The sequence below is a fragment of the Embleya sp. NPDC059213 genome, from assembly GCF_042754445.1.
Taxonomy (GTDB): Bacteria; Actinomycetota; Actinomycetes; order Streptomycetales; family Streptomycetaceae; genus Embleya.
In genome coordinates this window covers 1-18,881 of record NZ_JBHZAV010000124.1, presented here as the reverse complement: position 1 = coordinate 18,881, position 18,881 = coordinate 1, and the positions used below count along the sequence as shown (strand labels likewise).

4 protein-coding genes and 1 pseudogene are annotated in these 18,881 nt (G+C 73.5%); 4 read left to right on the top strand and 1 reads right to left on the bottom strand.

Annotated features, from left to right (window positions below; translation table 11 throughout):
- The first annotated feature begins 12 nt into the window (after positions 1-12).
- The 4 genes and pseudogenes from ACFXMF_RS33585 to ACFXMF_RS33570 all read left to right on the top strand — a co-directional run.
- Positions 13-1,524 (top strand): MFS transporter, encoded by a 1,512-nt coding sequence (locus ACFXMF_RS33585; RefSeq protein WP_360323615.1) that lies wholly within the window; start codon positions 13-15, stop codon positions 1,522-1,524.
- Positions 1,525-1,735: 211 nt separating this feature from the next.
- Positions 1,736-2,938, top strand: a complete 1,203-nt coding sequence (locus tag ACFXMF_RS33580) for an acyl-CoA dehydrogenase family protein (RefSeq protein ID WP_360323617.1) — start codon at positions 1,736-1,738, stop codon at positions 2,936-2,938.
- A 238-nt stretch (positions 2,939-3,176) separates the two neighbouring features.
- On the top strand, positions 3,177-11,231 hold the full coding sequence (locus ACFXMF_RS33575) for an SDR family NAD(P)-dependent oxidoreductase (protein WP_380020938.1): 8,055 nt from the start codon (positions 3,177-3,179) through the stop codon (positions 11,229-11,231).
- A gap of 50 nt (positions 11,232-11,281) precedes the next feature.
- Positions 11,282-16,702 (top strand): annotated as a pseudogene (locus ACFXMF_RS33570) (SDR family NAD(P)-dependent oxidoreductase); the annotation flags it as partial.
- 316 nt (positions 16,703-17,018) lie between these two features.
- Here the strand turns inward: ACFXMF_RS33570 and ACFXMF_RS33565 are convergent.
- Positions 17,019-18,881 (bottom strand): thioester reductase domain-containing protein (locus ACFXMF_RS33565; RefSeq protein ID WP_380020936.1); only part of this gene is annotated, 1,863 nt, incomplete at its 5' end.

The window sequence follows — 18,881 nt, the reverse complement described above, 5'->3', positions numbered from 1 at the left end:
GAGGTAAGTGGTATGTCAGAGTCACCAGATTCCGAGTCGAAAGTGGCGGCGGAGGGCGCGTCCGACCCCCACTACGTCAACCGCTGGTTGATCCTGGCGGTGATCGGCATCGCGCAGATGACGATCTTCCTGGATACGACGGTCGTCAACATCGCGCTGCCGTCGGCACAGGCGGACCTCGGGTTCGAGGACGCGGACCGGCAGTGGGTCGTCACGGCCTACGCACTCGCCTTCGGCAGCTTATTGCTGCTGGGCGGCCGGGTGGTCGACCTCATCGGGGCCAAGCGGTCGCTGATGATCTCGATCGTCGGATTCGGTGTCATGTCGGTGCTGGGCGGCGCGGCCAACGGGTTCCCCATGTTGGTGACCGCTCGGGCGCTGCAGGGAGGGTTCGCCGCGCTCGTCGCGCCGGCGGCGCTGTCGTTCCTGCTGACCGTGTTCAAGGACCCGAAGGAACGGGTCACCGCGTTCGGTGTCTACGGTGCACTGGGCAGCGGCGGGCTCGCGCTCGGCCTGATCCTGGGCGGCGCGCTGACCGACTGGTTGGACTGGCGTTGGTGCCTGTACGTCAACGTGATCCTCACCGCGGTCGTCTTCATCGGCGCGTCGCTGACGATGCAGAACCGGCAGGCCGAGCACCGCCCGGAGAAGCTCGACCTGCCCGGCACGGTGACCGCCTCGGTCGGCCTGTTCTGCCTGGCCTACGGCCTGTCCAACGCCGCGGACGGTCACTGGGGCGGCGTCGACGTGTGGGGCTACCTGGTCGGCAGCGGGGTCCTGCTGATCGCCTTCGTGCTGTTCGAACTGCGCTCGAGCACCCCGCTGCTGCCGATCAGGATCGTGCTGCACCGCAACCGGGGCAGCGCGTATCTGGCGATGTTCCTGCTGGGGATCGGGCTGTTCGTACAGTTCCTGTTCCTGACCTACTACCTCCAGTTGATCCTGGACTTCTCGGCGATCCAGAGCGGCCTGGCCTTCCTGCCGATGATCGTCGGGATCGCGATCGGCGCGACCACCGTCCCGCCGATCCTCGAACCCAAGCTGGGGTCGCGCATCCTGATCCCGGCCGGGCTGCTGTTGGCCGCGGTGGGTTCGTTCTGGCTCAGCCGGCTGACCACCGACAGTTCGTACGCGGGCGGCGTGCTGGCCCCGACCCTGATCGCCGGCATCGGCTTCGGCCTGGTCGTCTCGCTGGGCGCCGCGGTGGCCACGGTGGGCGTCGAGCCGCAGGACGCCGGTGCCGCCTCGGCACTGGTCAACACGGTGCAGCAGGTGGGTGGTTCGATCGGCACCGCGCTGCTGAGCACGCTGGCGATCACTGCGGCGGACTCGTACATCGAGGGCAAGACGCCGACCCCGAAGCTCGCCGCGGAGGCCTCCGTGGAGAGCTACACGACGGCGTTCTTCTGGGGCGCGGTGGTCTTCCTCGGCGGCGCGATCGTCTGTGGGCTGCTCTTCGACCGCTTCGTGACGGCGCAGACCGACCCGGAGGTCGGTGAACCGGCCGCGGTGCCGGGCGTCTGATCCGTCCGCGGGCTTCGACCGGGAACCGGTCGTCGGCTCGTACTCGGTGCCAAGGCTCGTACTTGGTTCCGAGTACCAGCCCGGCGGCCGGTTTCTGGGTTCTCGACGCTGGGACTGCCGGGCCGGAGCGGATTGACTTGAGCACGGATGCGGTGCGGTGAGCCCACCCCGATCGGGGTCGGCCCGCGACCCACGATCGAAGGAGAGCTTCGTGACAGCAGTGGCCGATGAGCGGACGGACGAGGCGACCGGGCCGACGGTCGACCCCGCGGAGCTTTTGACCCGTGCCCGTGAGCTTGCTCAGCTCATCCGCGACAATGCGCCGAAGACCGAGCAGGACCGCAGGCTCGCCGAGGAGGTCGTGGTCGGCCTCCGCGACGCGGGCCTGTTCCGGCTCACCACGCCGACCCGGTTCGGCGGCTACGACCTGAAGATGTCGGACCTGCTGGCGCTCGTCGCCGAGGTCGGCAAGTCGTGCGGGTCGGCGGGCTGGAACCTGTCCATCGACACCGCGTCGACGCGGTTCGCGTTGAACGGGATGCCGGAGGCCGCGCTGGCCGAGATGTTCGCGGACAACCCCGACGCGTACGTGATCTCCACGGCCCACCTGAGCACCACCAAGGCATGGCGCACCGAGGGCGGGTTCCGGATCACCGGCACCTTCCCGTGGAGCTCGGGCTGCGAGATAGCGGACTGGGCCTACATCCCCGTGGTGCACATCTACGACGGCGAGGAGCAGACCACCGACCTGGTGGGCGCCGTCGTACCGATGAGCGACCTCAAGATCGAGCGCACCTGGCACGTGGCCGGTCTGGCCGGCTCCGGCACGCACACGGTCGTCGCCGAGGACGTGTTCGTCCCCGAGGTGCGGGCGGTCGGGTTCAGCCTCACCGACCTGGTGGGCGAGGACGAGCGGGACAGCATGCTGCTCCAGGGCAGCGCGCAGTCGCTCGCCGCGATCGTGGGCGCGGCCGAGGGCGCGCTCGAGGTCACCCGGCAGGCGCTGGCCAAGAAGCGGCCGATCACCTACGTCAACTACGAGGCGGCCGTCGACGCGCCGTCGGTGCAGATGTGGTTCGGCGAGGCCGCGCACCTGATCGAGACCTCCCGACTGCACCTGACCGAGATCGGCCGGGCCCTCGACGGGATTCCGGAGACCCAGCCGATGCCGTGGGAGGAGCGGGCCCGGCTTCGCATGCACCAGCGGTCCGCGCACGAAAAGGCGCGCGCGGGTGTGGAGAAGTTGCTCGACGTCGTCGGCGGCAGCGCATTCGCCCTGTCCAACCCGCTGCAGCGCCTGTGGCGGGATATCTCGGTGATGAGCCGGCACACCGCGCTCAACGCGCCGATCATTCTCGAGGACTACAGCCGCGCGACGTTGGACATTCACCCCTCGGTGACTCTGCTGTACTGAGGTTCCTCCTTCCGGCCGGGCCTTCGGGCGCGGCTGCTCCTCCGCAGCGATCAATGCATCGGTATTGCTCGGCGGCCGGATGATCCGGTGGCCGCCGAGCAATACCGGTGCGCCTTTTTATGCACCGCTTCCCACCCGGCCGGCGGCGATTTCCATTGGTATCCGCCACCAGATTTCCATACGCATTCTGGGTTCGTGAAACAAGCCAACTCACCGCCGGCCGCGTTGACTGCTGGGTATGAGACGGATCGCCGTGGTCGGATTGGCTTGTCGGTTTCCCGGGGCCGGCGACGGCCACGAATTCTGGCGATTGTTGCGGGACGGGACGGACGCGGTACGCGAGGCCCCCGAGGACCGGTGGCGCGGCGCCGAACTGCCGCATCGCCGGGGCGGGTTCGTGGACGGAATCGACCGCTTCGACGCGGCGTTCTTCGGCATCGCCCCGGGCGCGGCGGCCGCGATGGACCCGCAGCAGCGCCTGATGCTGGAGCTGGCCTGGGAGGCGCTGGAGGACGCCCGGATCCTGCCCGCCGAACTCGGCGGCGGCGACACCGGGGTGTTCATCGGTGTCATGTGGGACGACTACGCGGCGCTCCAGGATCGGCTCGGCGCGGCCGGCGTCGACCGGCACACGATGACCGGCACCCGCCGCGCGATCATCGCCAACCGCATCTCCCACCACCTCGGCCTGCGCGGACCGAGCCTGGCCGTGGACACCGCACAGTCCTCCTCCCTGGTGGCCGTGCATCTGGCGTGCGAGAGCCTGCGCCGCGGCGAGTGCGGCGTGGCCATCGCCGGCGGGGTCAACCTGAACATCCTGGCCGAGCCGACGCTCGGCGCGGTGCGCTTCGGCGGCCTGTCGCCGGACGGCCGCTGCTACACCTTCGACGCGCGGGCCGACGGCTTCGTGCGCGGCGAGGGCGGCGGCGTGGTGGTACTCAAGCCGCTGGACGCCGCGCTCGCCGACGGCGACGACATCTACTGCGTCCTGACCGGTGGTGCCGTGAACAACGACGGCGCCGGGGAGGGCGAGCACGCCGGCCTCACCGTGCCGACCCGGTCCGCGCAGGAGGAGGTCGTCCGGCAGGCGTACCGGCGGGCCGGCGTCGCGCTGCGCGGCGTGCAGTACGTCGAACTGCACGGCAGCGGCACCCCGGTGGGCGATCCGATCGAGGCCGCGGCGCTCGGTGCGGCACTGGGTCGCGCCCGGCAGCCGGGTGCGCCGCTGTCGGTGGGTTCGGTCAAGACCAACATCGGGCACCTGGAGGGCGCGGGCGGGATCGCCGGGCTGGTCAAGGTGGCGCTGAGCATGCGGCACCGGTTGTTGCCGCCGAGCCTGAACTTCGTCGCACCGCCCTCGACCATTCCCCTCGACGACCTCGGCCTGCGGGTACAGACCGAGTTGACGCCGTGGCCGGAACCGGACCGGCCGCTGCTGGCCGGGGTGAGTTCGTTCGGGATGGGCGGTACGAACTGTCACCTGGTGGTCGCCGAGGCCCCGGCGACCGGTGCGCGGTCCGCCACGACGATCGCCCCGACCACCGCCTCGGCGGCCGGTGCGCACGTGTGGCCGATCGCCGGCCGCACCGGCGAGGCACTGCGGGCCCAGGCCGCCCGGCTGTCCTCCTTCGTGGACGAACGGCCGGAGTCCGCCGCGGACATCGGGCTGTCCCTGGCCACCACCAGGACCGCGTTCCGACACCGTGCGGTCGTGGTCGGCCGGGACCGGGAACAACTGCGGCTCCGACTGGCCGAGTTCGCCGCCGGCGCGGCCGTCGCCGGAGTGGTCGAGGGACAGGCCGCGACGGTCGGCGAGACGGTGTTCGTCTTCCCCGGGCAGGGTTCGCAATGGGCCGGCATGGCGGTCGAACTGCTGGAATCCGTACCGGAGTTCGCCGAATCGATGCGGGCCTGCGAGGCGGCGTTCGCGCCGCATGTCGACTGGTCGCTGAGCGAGGTGTTGCGGGACGCGACCGCCCTGGAGCGGGTGGACGTGGTGCAGCCCGCGCTGTTCGCGGTGATGGTGTCGCTCGCCGCGCTGTGGCGCTCGTGCGGGATCGAGCCGGCGGCGGTGGTCGGACACAGCCAGGGCGAGATCGCCGCCGCGTGCGTGGCGGGCGCCCTGTCGCTCGAGGACGCCGCGCGGGTGGTGACGCTGCGCAGCCGGGCCCTGATCGCGCTGTCCGGCCGCGGCGGCATGGTGTCGGTCCTGCGGTCGGCCGCCGAGGTGCGCGAGCGGATCGCCCCATGGCACGGCGCGGTGTCGATCGCGGCGGCGAACGGACCGTCGTCCGTGGTGCTCTCCGGCGACCCCGACGCGCTGGACGAGCTGGTCGCGCGGTGGACCGAGGAAGGCGTCGAGACCCGGCGGATCGTGGTCGACTACGCGTCCCACTCGTCGCACGTGGAGCAGATCCGGGAACGGCTGCACACCGTGCTGGCCGGGATCCGGCCGAGGTCCTCGACGGTGCCGTTCTACTCCACGGTGACCGGCGACCTGCTGGACACCGCCGAGCTGGACGCCGAGTACTGGTACCGCAACCTGCGGCAGACCGTGGAACTGGAGCAGGCCACGGGAGCGCTGCTGCGCGACGGACACGCGGTGTTCGTCGAGTGCAGCCCGCATCCGGTGCTGCTGCCCGCGCTGCGGGACACGATCGAGCAGGCCGGATCCGCATCCGGCGTGGTCACCGGCTCGCTGCGCCGGGGCGAAGGCGGGCCGGAGCGCTTCCTCGCGTCACTGGCCGAACTGCACGTGCGCGGGGTCCGGGTGGACTGGCCGCGCGTGTTCGCCCTGCGCGGCGCCCGCACCGTGGACCTGCCCGGCTACGCCTTCCAGCGCGAGCGGCACTGGCTCACCGAACCGGCCGTACGGGCCGCGCTCCCCGAGCCGCGGTCCGGGCCGGCGCCCGCTCCGGCCGGGGTCACGGCCGTGATCCCGGCCGGGCCCCGGATGCTTGGGCTGGTGCGGTCGACCGTCGCGGTCGTGCTCGGCCACTCGGGCGGCGACGCGGTGGATCCCGGCGCCACGTTCAAGGAGCTGGGGTTCGACTCGCTGGGCTCGGTGGAACTGCGGGACCGGTTGAGCGCGGCGATCGGGCGCCCGCTGCCGGCGGGCCTGTTGTTCGGTCACCCGACGCCGGCCGAACTCGCGGACCACCTGCGTGTTCTGGTGACGGGCGACGACGCGGACGACTCGACCGGCGACCGGGCGGACGGCTCGCCGGGCGACACGACGGGCGGCTCGGCGGGCGACCTCGCGAGCGACGAGCCGATCGCGATCGTCGGGATGGCCTGCCGGCTCCCCGGCGGCGTGACGTCGCCGGAGGACCTGTGGCGACTGGTCGTGGACGGGACCGACGCGATCTCGGGATTCCCCACCAACCGGGGCTGGGACCTGGACCGACTGCACGACGTCGACCCGGACCGGGCGGGCACCTCGTACACCCGGCACGGTGGTTTCCTGCACGACGCCGACCGGTTCGACCCGGAATTCTTCGGCATCTCGCCGCGCGAGGCGCTGGCCATGGACCCGCAGCAGCGACTGCTGCTGGAGACGTCCTGGGAGGCGCTGGAGCGGGCCGGGATCGATCCCGCGGGCCGACGCGGCGCACCCGTGGGGGTCTTCGTCGGAGCGATGGCACAGGACTACGGTCCGCCGCTGCACGCCGTGCACGCCGAGTCCGACGGCTACCGACTGACCGGCAGCACGATCAGTGTCGCGTCCGGTCGGATCGCCTACACGCTCGGGCTCCAGGGCCCCGCGGTCACCGTGGACACCGCGTGCTCGTCGTCGCTGGTGGCGCTGCATCTCGCCGCGCAGGCGCTGCGGGCCGGGGAGTGCTCGCTGGCGCTGGCCGGCGGTGTCGCGGTGATGTCCGGGCCGGGCATGTTCGTGGAATTCAGCCGCCAGCGCGGGCTGGCCGAGGACGGCCGGTGCAAGGCGTTCTCGGCCGCCGCCGACGGCACCGGATGGGCCGAGGGCGCCGGCATCGTGGTGCTCGAACGGCTGTCCGACGCACGGCGCAACGGGCACCGGGTGCTGGCCGTGGTGCGCGGCAGCGCGATCAACCAGGACGGGGCGTCGAACGGGCTCACCGCGCCGAACGGGGTCGCCCAGGAACGGGTGATCCGCCGGGCGCTCGCCGCCGCCGGGATCTCCACCGGGGACGTCGACGTGGTCGAGGCGCACGGCACCGGGACCACGCTCGGCGACCCGATCGAGGCGGACGCGCTCGCCGCCACCTACGGCCGCGACCGGGAGCCGGGCCGCCCGCTGCTGCTGGGGTCGCTCAAGTCGAACATCGGCCACGCCCAGGCCGCGGCCGGGGTGGCCGGCGTGATCAAGATGGTGCAGGCGTTGCGGCACGAGACGGTGCCCAGGACACTGCACGCCGACGAGCCGACCCCGCACGTGGACTGGGCCGGCGGCGGGTTGGAACTGGTGACCGAGACCCGGGAGTGGCCGCGCACCGGTCGGGCCCGCCGGGCCGGGGTGTCCTCGTTCGGGATCAGCGGCACCAACGCGCACGTGATCATCGAACAGGCGCCGGCCGAGCCGGAGTCCGCGCCCGCACCCGTCGGGCCGGCCGGTCAGGTGTTGCCGTGGGTCCTCTCCGCGAGCAGCGAGGACGCGGTGGCGACCCAGGCCGCCGCCCTGCTGTCCTTCCTGGACGCCCACCCCGACCCGAACCGGGCGGACACCGGATTCGCCCTGGCCGCCGCCCGATCCGGCCTGCCGCACCGGGCCGCGATCGTCGGCGCCGACCCGGCCGCGCTGCGCCGGGGTCTGACCGCGCTCGCCGCCGGCGTCCAGGCACCCGGAGTGCTGCGCGGCGTCGCCCGGGAGGCGGGCGCGGTGGTGTTCGTCTTCCCCGGCCAGGGTTCGCAGTGGGTCGGGATGGCGACCGAACTGCTGGACTCCTCGGCCGTGTTCGCCGAGACGATGCGGGCGTGCGCCGAGGCGCTGGCCCCGCATGTCGACTGGGACCTGTTCGAGGTGCTGCGCGACGCCGCCGCGCTGGAGCGGGTGGACGTGGTGCAGCCCGTGCTGTTCGCGGTGATGGTGTCGCTGGCCGCGCTGTGGCGTTCCCACGGTGTGCGGCCCGCCGCGGTGGTGGGCCATTCGCAGGGGGAGATCGCCGCCGCCTGCGTCGCCGGGGCACTGGACCTGGCCGACGCGGCGCGGATCGTCGCGCTGCGCAGCCGGGCCATCCTGGCGCTGTCCGGCGCCGGCGGCATGGTCTCGCTCGCCCTGTCCGAGGACGAGGCCGCCGAACGACTGCTCCGCTGGGACGGCCGGATCTCGACGGCGGTGGTGAACGGCCCGGGATCGGTCGTCGTCGCCGGCGACGTGGACGCGCTGGACGAGTTGATCGCCGAGTGCGAGGCGACCGAGATCCGGGTCAAGCGGCTCCCGGTGGACTACGCGTCGCATTCGGCGCAGGTGGAGCGGATCGCCGACGAACTGGCCTCGGTCCTGGCCGGAACGACCCCGCGCCCCGCGGCGATCCCGTTCTACTCGACGGTGACCGCCGACCTGCTGGACACCACCGACCTGGACGCCGAGTACTGGTACCGCAACCTGCGCAGCCGGGTCCGCTTCGCCGAGACGGTCGGCGTGCTGGCCGAACGCGGGCACTCGGTGTTCGTCGAGGTCAGCCCGCATCCGGTGCTGACCTCGGCGATCGAGGACGTGCTGGAGCAGGCGGTCGTGGTCGGCTCGCTGCGCCGCGACGACGGTGGCCCCGAGCGGTTCCTGACCTCGCTGTCCGAGGCGTACGTACGCGGGGTGAGCCCCGACTGGCGGACCGTCTTCCCCGACGCCCGGCCGGTCGACGTGCCCACGTCGGTGTTCCGGCGTCGGCGCTACTGGCTCGAACCCACCTCGGACGCGGAAGCGGCGGACGTCGCGGCGGCCGGACTGACCGCGGCGGATCACCCGCTGCTCGGCGCGGTGGTGGAACTGCCGGACTCCGGCGGCCTCGTGCTCACCGGACAACTCTCCCGGCAGGCCCAGCCGTGGCTGGCCGACCACGGGCTGGCCGATCGCGGGCAGGGCGACACGGTGCTGGTGCCCGGCGCCGCGTTCGTCGAACTGGCGGTGCGCGCGGGCGACGAGGTGGGCTGCGACGAGGTGGCCGAGCTGACCTGCGAGGTGCCGCTGGCGCTGCCGGAGCAGGGCGGGGTCGCGGTCCGGGTCACGGTCGGCGAGGAGGACGAGTCCGGCCGCCGGGTGTTGGCCGTGCACGCTCGCCCGGCGGACGGTTCCGGTGTCTGGACCCGGCACGCGAGCGGGGTGCTGGCGGTCGGTCGGGCCGAGGAGTTCGACCTGAGCGCCTGGCCGCCGGCCGACGCGGTCGCGGTGGAGTGGGACGGCGGATACGACCGCTGGAGCGAACTGGGCTACCGCTACGGCCCGGCGTTCCAAGGACTGCGCTCGTGGTGGCGCCGGGGTACGGAGATCTTCGCCGAGGTCGCGCTGCCCGCCGAGATCGAGGCGGACGCCGGCCGGTTCGGGCTGCACCCGGCGCTGTTGGACGCCGCGTTGCACGCCGCGGTCGGGGACGGTCCCGGCTGCCGGTTGCCGTTCTCCTGGCAGGGCGTGTCGTTGCGGGCCGGCGGGGCGTCCGCGCTGCGGGTGTGGATCTCGCCGGACGGGGCCGACACCGTCTCGTTGCGGCTCGCCGACGCGACCGGGGCACCGGTGGCCTCGGTGGAATCGCTGGCGCTGCGCCCGCTCCCGGCCGGGGCGCCGACCGGCGGGTCGCCGGATGCCCTGTTCCGGGTGGACTGGGTCGAGGCACACGTGCCCGAGACCCGCGACGACCGGCGGCCATGGGCGGTCGTCGGCACCGACGAACTCGGGGTCGGCGTGCCGACACACGCCGATCTCGGCGCGCTGGCCGCCGCCGGACCGGTACCCGACGTGGTCTTCGCCGCGTCGACGGGAGAGCCCACCGCGGCCGGCGTGCACGCCGTGGCCGGCCGGACGCTGCGGTTGATCCAGGAGTGGCTCGCCGACGAGCGGTTCTCCGCGTCGAGGCTGGTGCTGCTCACCCGCGACGCGATGGTCGTCGAAGCGGCCGAGACGGATCCCACCGGCACCCTGGGCGCCCTGTTCGCCCGGCACCTGGTGACCCGGTACGGCGTAACCCACCTGCTGCTGGCCGGGCGGCGCGGACCGGACGCCCCCGGCGCGGCCGAACTCGCCGCCGAGCTGGCCGAGTCGGGCGCGACGGTCACCGTGGCCGCGTGCGACGTCGCCGATCGTGGCGCGCTGGCCGAGCTGTTGGCCTCGATCCCGGCCGAACGCCCGCTGACCGGTGTGCTGCACGCCGCCGGGCTGCTCGACGACAGCGTGCTCGAAGCGATGCGCCCCGAGCAGCTCGAACGGGTACTGCGGCCCAAGGTCGACGCCGCGCTGAACCTGCACGAGCTGACCCGGGGACTCGACCTGTCGATGTTCGTGCTGTTCTCCTCGGTCGCCGGGATCCTCGGGCTGCCGGGACAGGCGAACTACGCCGCCGCCAACGCGTTCCTGGACACCCTGGCCCAGCAGCGCGCGGCAGGCGGCCTGCCCGCCGTGTCGCTCGCCTGGGGCCTGTGGGCGCCGCCGAGCGGCATGACCGGCCGACTCGCGGACGCCGACCTGAGCCGGATGCGCCGCGCCGGCCTGACCGCGCTGACCGCGGCGGACGGGCTGGCCCTGTTCGACGCCGCGGTCTCCGCCGACACGCCCCTGCTGGTCCCGGCCCGGATCGACCCGGCCGCGGTACGGGCGCACGGTACGGTACCGGCCCTGCTGCGCGGGGTGGTCCGCGACCGGGTCCGGCGCGCGGAGGCCAGCGCGGCCAAGCCGGGCGACGCCGTCGCATCGCTCGGCGCGGGCCTGGCCCGGATGTCCGGTGCCGAGCGCGAGGAAGCCCTGCTCGGCCTGGTCCGCGAACACACCGCCACCGTGCTGGCCCACGGCACACCGGGCGCGGTCGCCCCCGGCCGGACCTTCAAGGAACTGGGGTTCGACTCGCTGACGGCGGTGGAACTGCGCAACCGGCTGGGCGCGGCGACCGGGCTGCGCCTGCGGGCCACGCTGGTGTTCGACTACCCGACACCGGCGGCACTCGCCGGTCACCTGGGCACGGCGCTCGCCCCGACCGAGCCCACCGGGCCGACGGAGCCCACCGGGCCCACCGTGCCGGCCGCGCCACCCGTACCGCAGGCGGTCGAGCTGGACGGCCTGGAGCTCGACGAACTCTTCGACCTCATCGACGGCGAACTTGGCATGCCCTGATCGGAGTTCTTGTGAGTAACGAAGAGAAGCTGGTCGAATACCTCAAGCGGGTCACGGCCGAGTTGCAGCAGACCAAGCAACGCCTGCGCGACACCGAGCAGGCGAGCCGCGAACCGATCGCCATCATCGGCATGGCGTGCCGCTTCCCCGGCGACGTCGGCTCGCCGGAGGACCTGTGGCGGCTGCTGGACGCCGGCGGCGACGCGATCGGCGAATTCCCCGTCGACCGGGGCTGGGACGCGGAGTCGCTCTACGACCCGGACCCCGACACCCCCGGCCGCACCTACACCCGAAGCGGCGGATTCCTGCGCGACGCGACGGAGTTCGACCCGGAGTTCTTCGGGATCTCGCCGCGCGAGGCGGTCGCGATGGACCCGCAGCAGCGGCTGCTCCTGGAAACCTCGTGGGAGGCGCTGGAGCGGGCCCGGGTCCGCCCCGCATCGCTGCGCGGCGCCCGGGTCGGGGTGTTCGCCGGAGCCATGGCACCGGACTACGGCCCCCGACTGCACCAGGCCGCCGGCGGCGCGGAGGCGCATCTGCTCACCGGCACCGCGAACAGCGCCGCGTCCGGGCGGATCGCCTACACCTTCGGGTTCGAGGGCCCCGCGGTCACCGTCGACACGGCCTGCTCCTCCTCGCTGGTCGCACTGCATCTGGCGGTGCAGTCGCTGCGCCGCGGCGAGTGCACGCTGGCGCTGGCCGGCGGTGCCACGGTGATGTCCACCCCGGGCATGCTCGTCGCGTTCAGCCGCCAGCGCGGACTGGCCTCGGACGGGCGCTGCAAGTCCTTCGCCGACGCGGCCGACGGCACCGGCTGGGCCGAGGGCGTCGGCATGCTCCTGGTCGAGCGGCTCTCGGACGCGCTGCGGCTCGGGCATCCGGTACTGGCCGTGGTGCGCGGCAGCGCGGTCAACCAGGACGGCGCGTCGAACGGGTTGACCGCGCCGAACGGACCGTCCCAGCAGCGGGTGATCCGGCAGGCGCTGGAGAACGCCGAGTTGTCCGCCACGGACGTGGACGCGGTCGAGGCGCACGGCACCGGAACCGGCCTCGGCGACCCGATCGAGGCCCAGGCCGTCCTGGACACCTACGGCCCGAACCGCGACCGCCCCCTGTGGCTCGGATCGTTGAAGTCCAACATCGGCCACACCCAGGCCGCCGCCGGGGTCGGCGGCGTGATCAAGATGGTGCTCGCGCTGCACCACGGGGTGCTGCCCAAGACGCTGCACGTGGACGCTCCCTCCTCGCATGTGGACTGGTCCTCGGGGGAGGTACGGCTGCTGACCGAACGGCGGGAGTGGCCGCGAACGGACGCGCCGCGGCGGGCCGCGGTGTCGTCGTTCGGGATCAGCGGTACGAACGCGCACGTGATCCTGGAGCAGGCGCCGGCGACCGAGCCGGTCGAGGCGGTCGAGCCGAGGGAGCGGACCCCGCTGCCGCTGGTGCCGTGGGTGCTCTCCGGCCGGACCCCCGAGGGGCCGGCCGACCAGGCCGGGGCCCTGCTGGCCGCCGTGGACGGGCTCGACCCGCTCGACGTCGGGTTCTCGCTGGCGACCACCCGGACGGCCTTCGAACAGCGGGCCGCAGTGGTGGCGGCGGACCGGGACGGGCTGCTCGCGGGCCTGCGGGCGATCGCCGCCGGGGACACGGTCGCCGGGGTGGTGCGGGGTGTCGCGCACCCGGGCCGGACCGCGTTCGTGTTCGCCGGACAGGGCACCCAGCGGCTCGGGATGGGCCGCGAACTCTACGCGACGTTCCCGGTGTTCGCGGCCGCGCTGGACGAGGTGTGCGCCGGGTTCGACGGCCTGCTGGACCGGCCGCTGCGCGAGGTACTGCTCGCGGAGCCGGAGCCGGAGCCGGAGCCGGAGCCGGAAAAGCAGACGCAGACGCAGACGGGCGCCGGACTGCTGGACCGCACCGGCTGGGCGCAACCCGCGCTGTTCGCGGTCGAGGTCGCGCTGACCCGCCTGCTGGGCTCCTGGGGGGTGCGGCCGGAGGTGCTGGCCGGGCATTCGATCGGCGAGTTGTCGGCGGCGTTCGTCGCGGGACTGTGGACGTTGGAGGACGCGTGCCGCGTGGTGGCGGCGCGCGGCCGGCTGATGGAGGCGTTGCCGGCGGGCGGCGCGATGGTGTCGATCCGGGTCGGCGAGGACGAGGTCGCCTCGATGGCGGCGGGCGCCGAGGTCGGCATCGCCGCCGTGAACGGCCCGGAATCGGTGGTCGTGTCGGGCGAGGAGGCCGCCGTGTCGCGGGTCGCCGAGCACTTCGCGGCCCTGGGCCGACGCACGAAGCGGTTGCGGGTGAGCCACGCGTTCCACTCGCCCCTGATGGACCCGATGCTGGCGCCCTACCGCGAGGTGCTCGCCCGAGTGGAGTTCCACGAACCGGTGTTGCCGATCGTGTCGACGGTCACCGGCGAGCCGCTGCCCGCCGAGTCGGTGTGCTCGCCGGAGTACTGGGTGCGCCAGGTCCGCGAGCCGGTGCGGTTCGCGGCCGCGGTGCGTCGGCTCGGGGACGACGGGGTGACCCGGTTCGTCGGCGTCGGCCCGGATGCCGCGGTGACCGCGATGGCCGAGGGGTGTTTCCCGGAAGGGGACGCGGTGTCGGTCGCGGTGCCGGTGTTGCGCGCCGATCGCCCGGAACCGGCCACCGCGACGACCGCGTTGGCCACCCTGCACGTGCACGGAGTGGAGGTGGACTGGCCCGCGGTGTTCGCCGAGACGGGTGCGCGCACGGTGCCGGTGCCCACCTACGTGTTCCGGCGCGACCGGTACTGGATGGAGGTGCCGGCGCAGGCCGGCGACCTGCGCGCCGCGGGCCTGGCCGCCGGGGAACACCCGCTGCTCGGCGCGGTGTTGGCGCTGCCGGAGTCCGGCGGGACGGTACTGACCGGCCGGTTGTCCCCGCAGGCCCAGCCGTGGCTGGCCGACCACGCGGTGCTGGGTCGGGTGATCGTGCCCGGCGCGGCGTTCGTCGAGATGGTGCTGCGGGCCGGCCGTGAGGTCGGGTGCGACCTGCTCGACGAACTGACCGTGCACACACCGCTGGTGCTCGGGGAGCGCGACGGGGCACAACTTCAGGTCGTGGTCGAGCAGGCCGACGAGTCCGGACACCGGGCGGTGTCGGTGCACGCCCGCACCGAGCACGGCGACTGGGTCCGGCACGCGGACGGTTCGTTGTCCGACTGGGCACCGCCCGCCGGGTTCGAGGCCGGGCACTGGCCGCCGGAGGGGGCGCAGGAGGTCGCGATCGGCGACCTGTACGCCGACCTCGCCGCCCGCGGGTACGACTATGGACCGGCGTTTCGCGGGTTGTCCGCGCTGTGGCGGCTCGGGGACGAGGTGTTCGCCGAGGTCGCGCTGCCGCCGGAGGCGGCGGCCGACGCGGATCGGTACGGCCTGCACCCGGCGCTGCTGGACGCGGCGCTGCACGCGGTCTGGTTCGGCTCCTTCCTCGACCGGATGCCGGGCGCTGTCCTGCCGTTCGCGTGGTCCGGGGTGTCCCTGTCCGCGGTCGGCGCGTCCGCGCTGCGGGTGCGGATGTCGGCCGCCGGCGCGGACGTGGTGTCGATCCGGCTCGCGGATGCGAGCGGTGTGCCGGTGGCGTCGGTCGACGGCCTGCGCTTTCGGCAGATGCCGACGACCGAGCCGGGTACGCCCGCGGAGTCGATGTTCCGGGTGGAGTGGTCGGCCGCGCCCGCCGAGCCGGTGGAGCCGGCCCGGTGGACGCTCGTCGGGGAACTCGCCGAGGTCGGCGCCGATCCGGACGTGGTGTTCCTGCGCTGCCCGGCCGGCCCGGACGCCCGGGAGGTCACCAATGTGGTGCTCACCGCCGTGCAGGAGTGGCTCGCGGACGAACGCTTCGCCTCCGGCACGCTCGTGTTGGTGACCGAGGGGGCGGTCGGGGCCGAGCCGAAGGAGCCGGTCGACGGGCTGGCCCAGGCCGGTGTGTGGGGCCTGGTGCGGTCGGCGCAGACCGAGAACCCCGGCCGATTCGGGCTGGTGGACGTGGACGCCGAGTCGGTGCCGTGGGACGCGGTGGCGGCGCTGGTCGCGCAGGAGCCGCAGTTGGCGGTGCGCTCCGGTCGGGCCCTGGTGCCCAGGCTGGTCCGGGCCGAGGTGGGCGGCGCCGGCGCGCCGACGGCGGCGTTCGGGACCGGCACGGTGCTCGTCACCGGCGGGACCGGCACGCTCGGCGTGGTGGTGGCCCGGCATCTGGTGACCGTGCACGGGGTGCGGCGGTTGTTGCTGGTCAGCCGCACCGGCGCCGGGTCCGCGCGGGGCGTCGAGCTGGCGGCCGAACTGACCGCGCTGGGCGCCGAGGTGGTCCTGGCCGGTTGTGACACGGCCGACCGCGCCGCGCTGTCCCGATTGCTCGCCGCGATCCCGGCCGAGGCCCCGCTGACGGCGGTCGTGCACGCGGCCGGCGCGCTCGACGACGGGGTGCTGACCGAGCTGACCGGGCAGCGACTCGACGTGGCGCTGAACCCCAAGATGGTCGCCGCGTGGAACCTGCACGAGCTGACCGGCGATCTGGACCTGTCGGCGTTCGTGATGTTCTCCTCGCTGTCCGGCCTGATCGGCCCGGCCGGTCAGGCGAACTACGCGGCCGGCAACGCCTATCTGGACGCCCTGGCGCAGTACCGGCGAGCCCGGGGGCTGCCCGGGGTGTCGCTGGCCTGGGGCATGTGGGCCGAGCGCAGCACGATGACCGAGGACCTGACCGAGGTGGACCTGGCCCGGCTGGCCCGGCTCGGGGTGACCCTGTCCTCGTCGGAGCAGGGCGTCGCGCTGCTGGACGCGGCACTCGGTCTGGACGAGCCGCTGCTGGTTCCGGTCGCCCTGGACCTGGCCATGGTGCGCGCCCAGGCGGAGGTACCCCCGATCCTGCGGCGACTCGCGGGTCGCGGGGTGACGCCGCGTGCGCCGCGGGCGTCGCGGCCGGCCTCGGCCGGTGCGGGCGCCCTGTCGGACCGGCTGTCCGGCCTGGCCGAGGAGGACCGATACGAGATCCTGCTCGACCTGGTGTGCACCCGGATGGCCGACGTGTTGCAGTACGCGGCGGGACGGTCGATCGATCCGGATCGGGCGTTCTCCGACCTGGGGGTCGACTCGGTGTCCGCCGTGGAGTTCCGGAACCGGCTCGGCGCCGAGACCGGCCTGCGGCTCGCGCAGACGCTGGTGTTCGACCACCCGACGGCGGCGGCCGTGGCGCGCGAGCTGATGCGCCTGCTCGCGGCTCGCCTCTCGACGCCGACGGGCTCGGTGCTCAGCGAGCTGGACCGGGTCGACTCGGCGCTGACCATGTCCTCGGCGACCGGTCGGGACGGGGATCGCATCGCCGATCGCCTGGAGGGTCTGCTGCTGAAGCTGCGCGCCTTCCGGGACTCCGCCGACCGGCCCGACGAGCGGCTCGACGTCACCGCCGCGACGGACGAGGAACTCTTCCAGTTCCTGGACGGCAACCAGTAGGCCCGGATGCGCCGGTGGACTCGCACCGCGGGTCCACCGGCGCCGATCCGGTGGCGGTGAACGGTCCGTCGGGGGTGTCCGAGCACCCTCGGCGGACCTTTTCACGTCGGGCCGCAACCCCGAGCCGGCCGCTCGCCGGGCACCGGCCCTCGCGTGTGCGGGCTCTCACATGTGCGGGCCCATACGGGCGCCGACCGGGCGCGGCCGGGTATGCCGAAGGGGCCGGCGGGCCCAGGTGCGTGGCGAGCCGTCGAAGGCAAGCACACACCTGGGCCGCATCCGGCCCGTTCGGTCCCACCGGTCGGCGGGACGGCACCTACCCGAGCTTGCCCGGCGCCGGGAAGTAGCCGGCGCCGGCGAAGAACTCGGTATACCTGGCGAACAGTTCGGCGTCGATCTCCGGGCAGGCGATGCCGGTACCGGCCAGGGCGGCCTCCGTCTCGTCGACGTCCATCCGCATGTACAGCGCCTCGCCGGCGGTCATGTAGCTCCGGAAGATGTCGATCGTCGGGAAGAGCGCGTTGTCCCGATCGGCGCGGACCGTGGCGACGAACTCGTCCCAGGGCACCTCGTCCAGGACGTAGCCGGACTCGCGCAACCGCTTCACCATGTCGGCGTAGCCGACCGCCACCGGGTTGAACAGGTGGAACGTGCGGCCGTTCGTGGTACGGGACAGCGCCAGCACGGCCGCGCTGACATAGTCCACCGGCACCATCGGGAACAGCGCGTTCGCGCCGATCGGCATCGCCCGGGCCTGGAGGCTGCCCTTCAGGCTCAACCAGACGAAGTCCCGGGTCTGGCAGGCGCCGTTGGTCTGGGCGCCGGAGATGACGTCGGCGCGGTAGATCGACACCGGCAGGCCGCGGGCCTGGGCCAGCGCGATGATCTTCTCCGCGACGTACTTGCTCTGCCGGTATCCGTTGGTCAGCTCCTCCGGTGGGCCGGTGGGATCCTGCGGGGTCAGCCCGGCGCCGTCGGGCGCCGGCCTGGCGAAGACGCCGGTGCTCGACACGTAGTGCAGCGGAACCGTGCGATGCAGCGCGGCGAGCCGGAGCGCCCACTCGGTGCCGGTCACGTTGGCCGCCTTCAGCGACGTGTACGGGTGCAGCCAGTTGACCGTCGCGCCCGCGTGGTAGACCACGTCGACCTCGCGGGCGAACCGGTCGAACCGCTCGTCGCCCAGGCCCAGTCGCGGTTCGGCGAGGTCGCCGGTGACGACCGACAGTCGGTCGAGGTCGATCTCGTCCCAGATGCCGTACCAGGTCAGGTTGGCGCGCAGCCGATCGAGCGCGGCCTCCTCGTCGGCGCCGCGGACCAGGCAGTGCACGGTGGCCCCGGTCTCGCGCATCAGGTCCCGGAGCAGGAACGCGCCGACGAACCCGGTCGCTCCGGTGAGGAATACCTGCCCGGGATCGGCGACCACGGTGGTCACCTCGTCGGCCGGGACCACGTCCTCGGCGAGCCGGATCTCGGCCGCGAAGTCCACGCCGGACCGTGTGGTGCCCTCGGTGCGGCCGGCGAGTTCCACCGCGAGGAAGTCGATCAGCGCCGCAGGGGTGGTGTGGTCGAACAGCAGGGTCGGCGGCAGGCGCAGACCCGTCTCGCCCTCCAGCCCGTTGCGCAGTTCGACCGCGGTCAGCGAGTCGAACCCCAGCTCGGTGAACACGGTCGTGGGGGTGATGCGATCGGTCGAGCCGTGGCCCAGTACCGCGGCCACGGCGGTGCGGACCAGATCGAGCAGGACTTCCCGTCGGCCGGACTCGTCGAGCGGGGCGAGCCGTTCCGCGAGCAGCCCGGTGTGCTCGGCCGCCGCGCTGATCACGCGCCGGCCCGACCTGCGGACCAGACTGCGCAACACCGGGAGGATCGGGCCCGGTTGCCGCTCGATCAGGGCGACGTCCAGGTGCATCGGCACCGTCGTCGGGTGGGCTGCGGCGAGCGCCGCGTCGAACAGCCCCGGGCCCTCGACCGGTGAGATCGGCCGCAGCCCGGCCTGGGTCGCCCGGCTCCGGTCCACCTCGGTCAGTCGGGACGCCATGCCGTGTTCCTGCGCCCAGGCACCCCAGGCGAGCGAGTGGGCGGGCCGCCCGTTCGCCCGGCGGTGCTGGGCGAGCGCGTCGAGGAACTGGTTGGCCGCCGAGTAGTTCGCCTGTCCCGGCGAACCGACGACGCCGGCGAC

What these genes read in the sequence shown, in the direction of transcription:
- ACFXMF_RS33585 (WP_360323615.1), top strand. Translation starts at nt 13, where the DNA reads ATGTCAGAGTCACCAGATTCCGAGTCGAAAGTGGCGGCGGAGGGCGCG.
- ACFXMF_RS33575 (WP_380020938.1), top strand. Translation starts at nt 3,177, where the DNA reads ATGAGACGGATCGCCGTGGTCGGATTGGCTTGTCGGTTTCCCGGGGCC.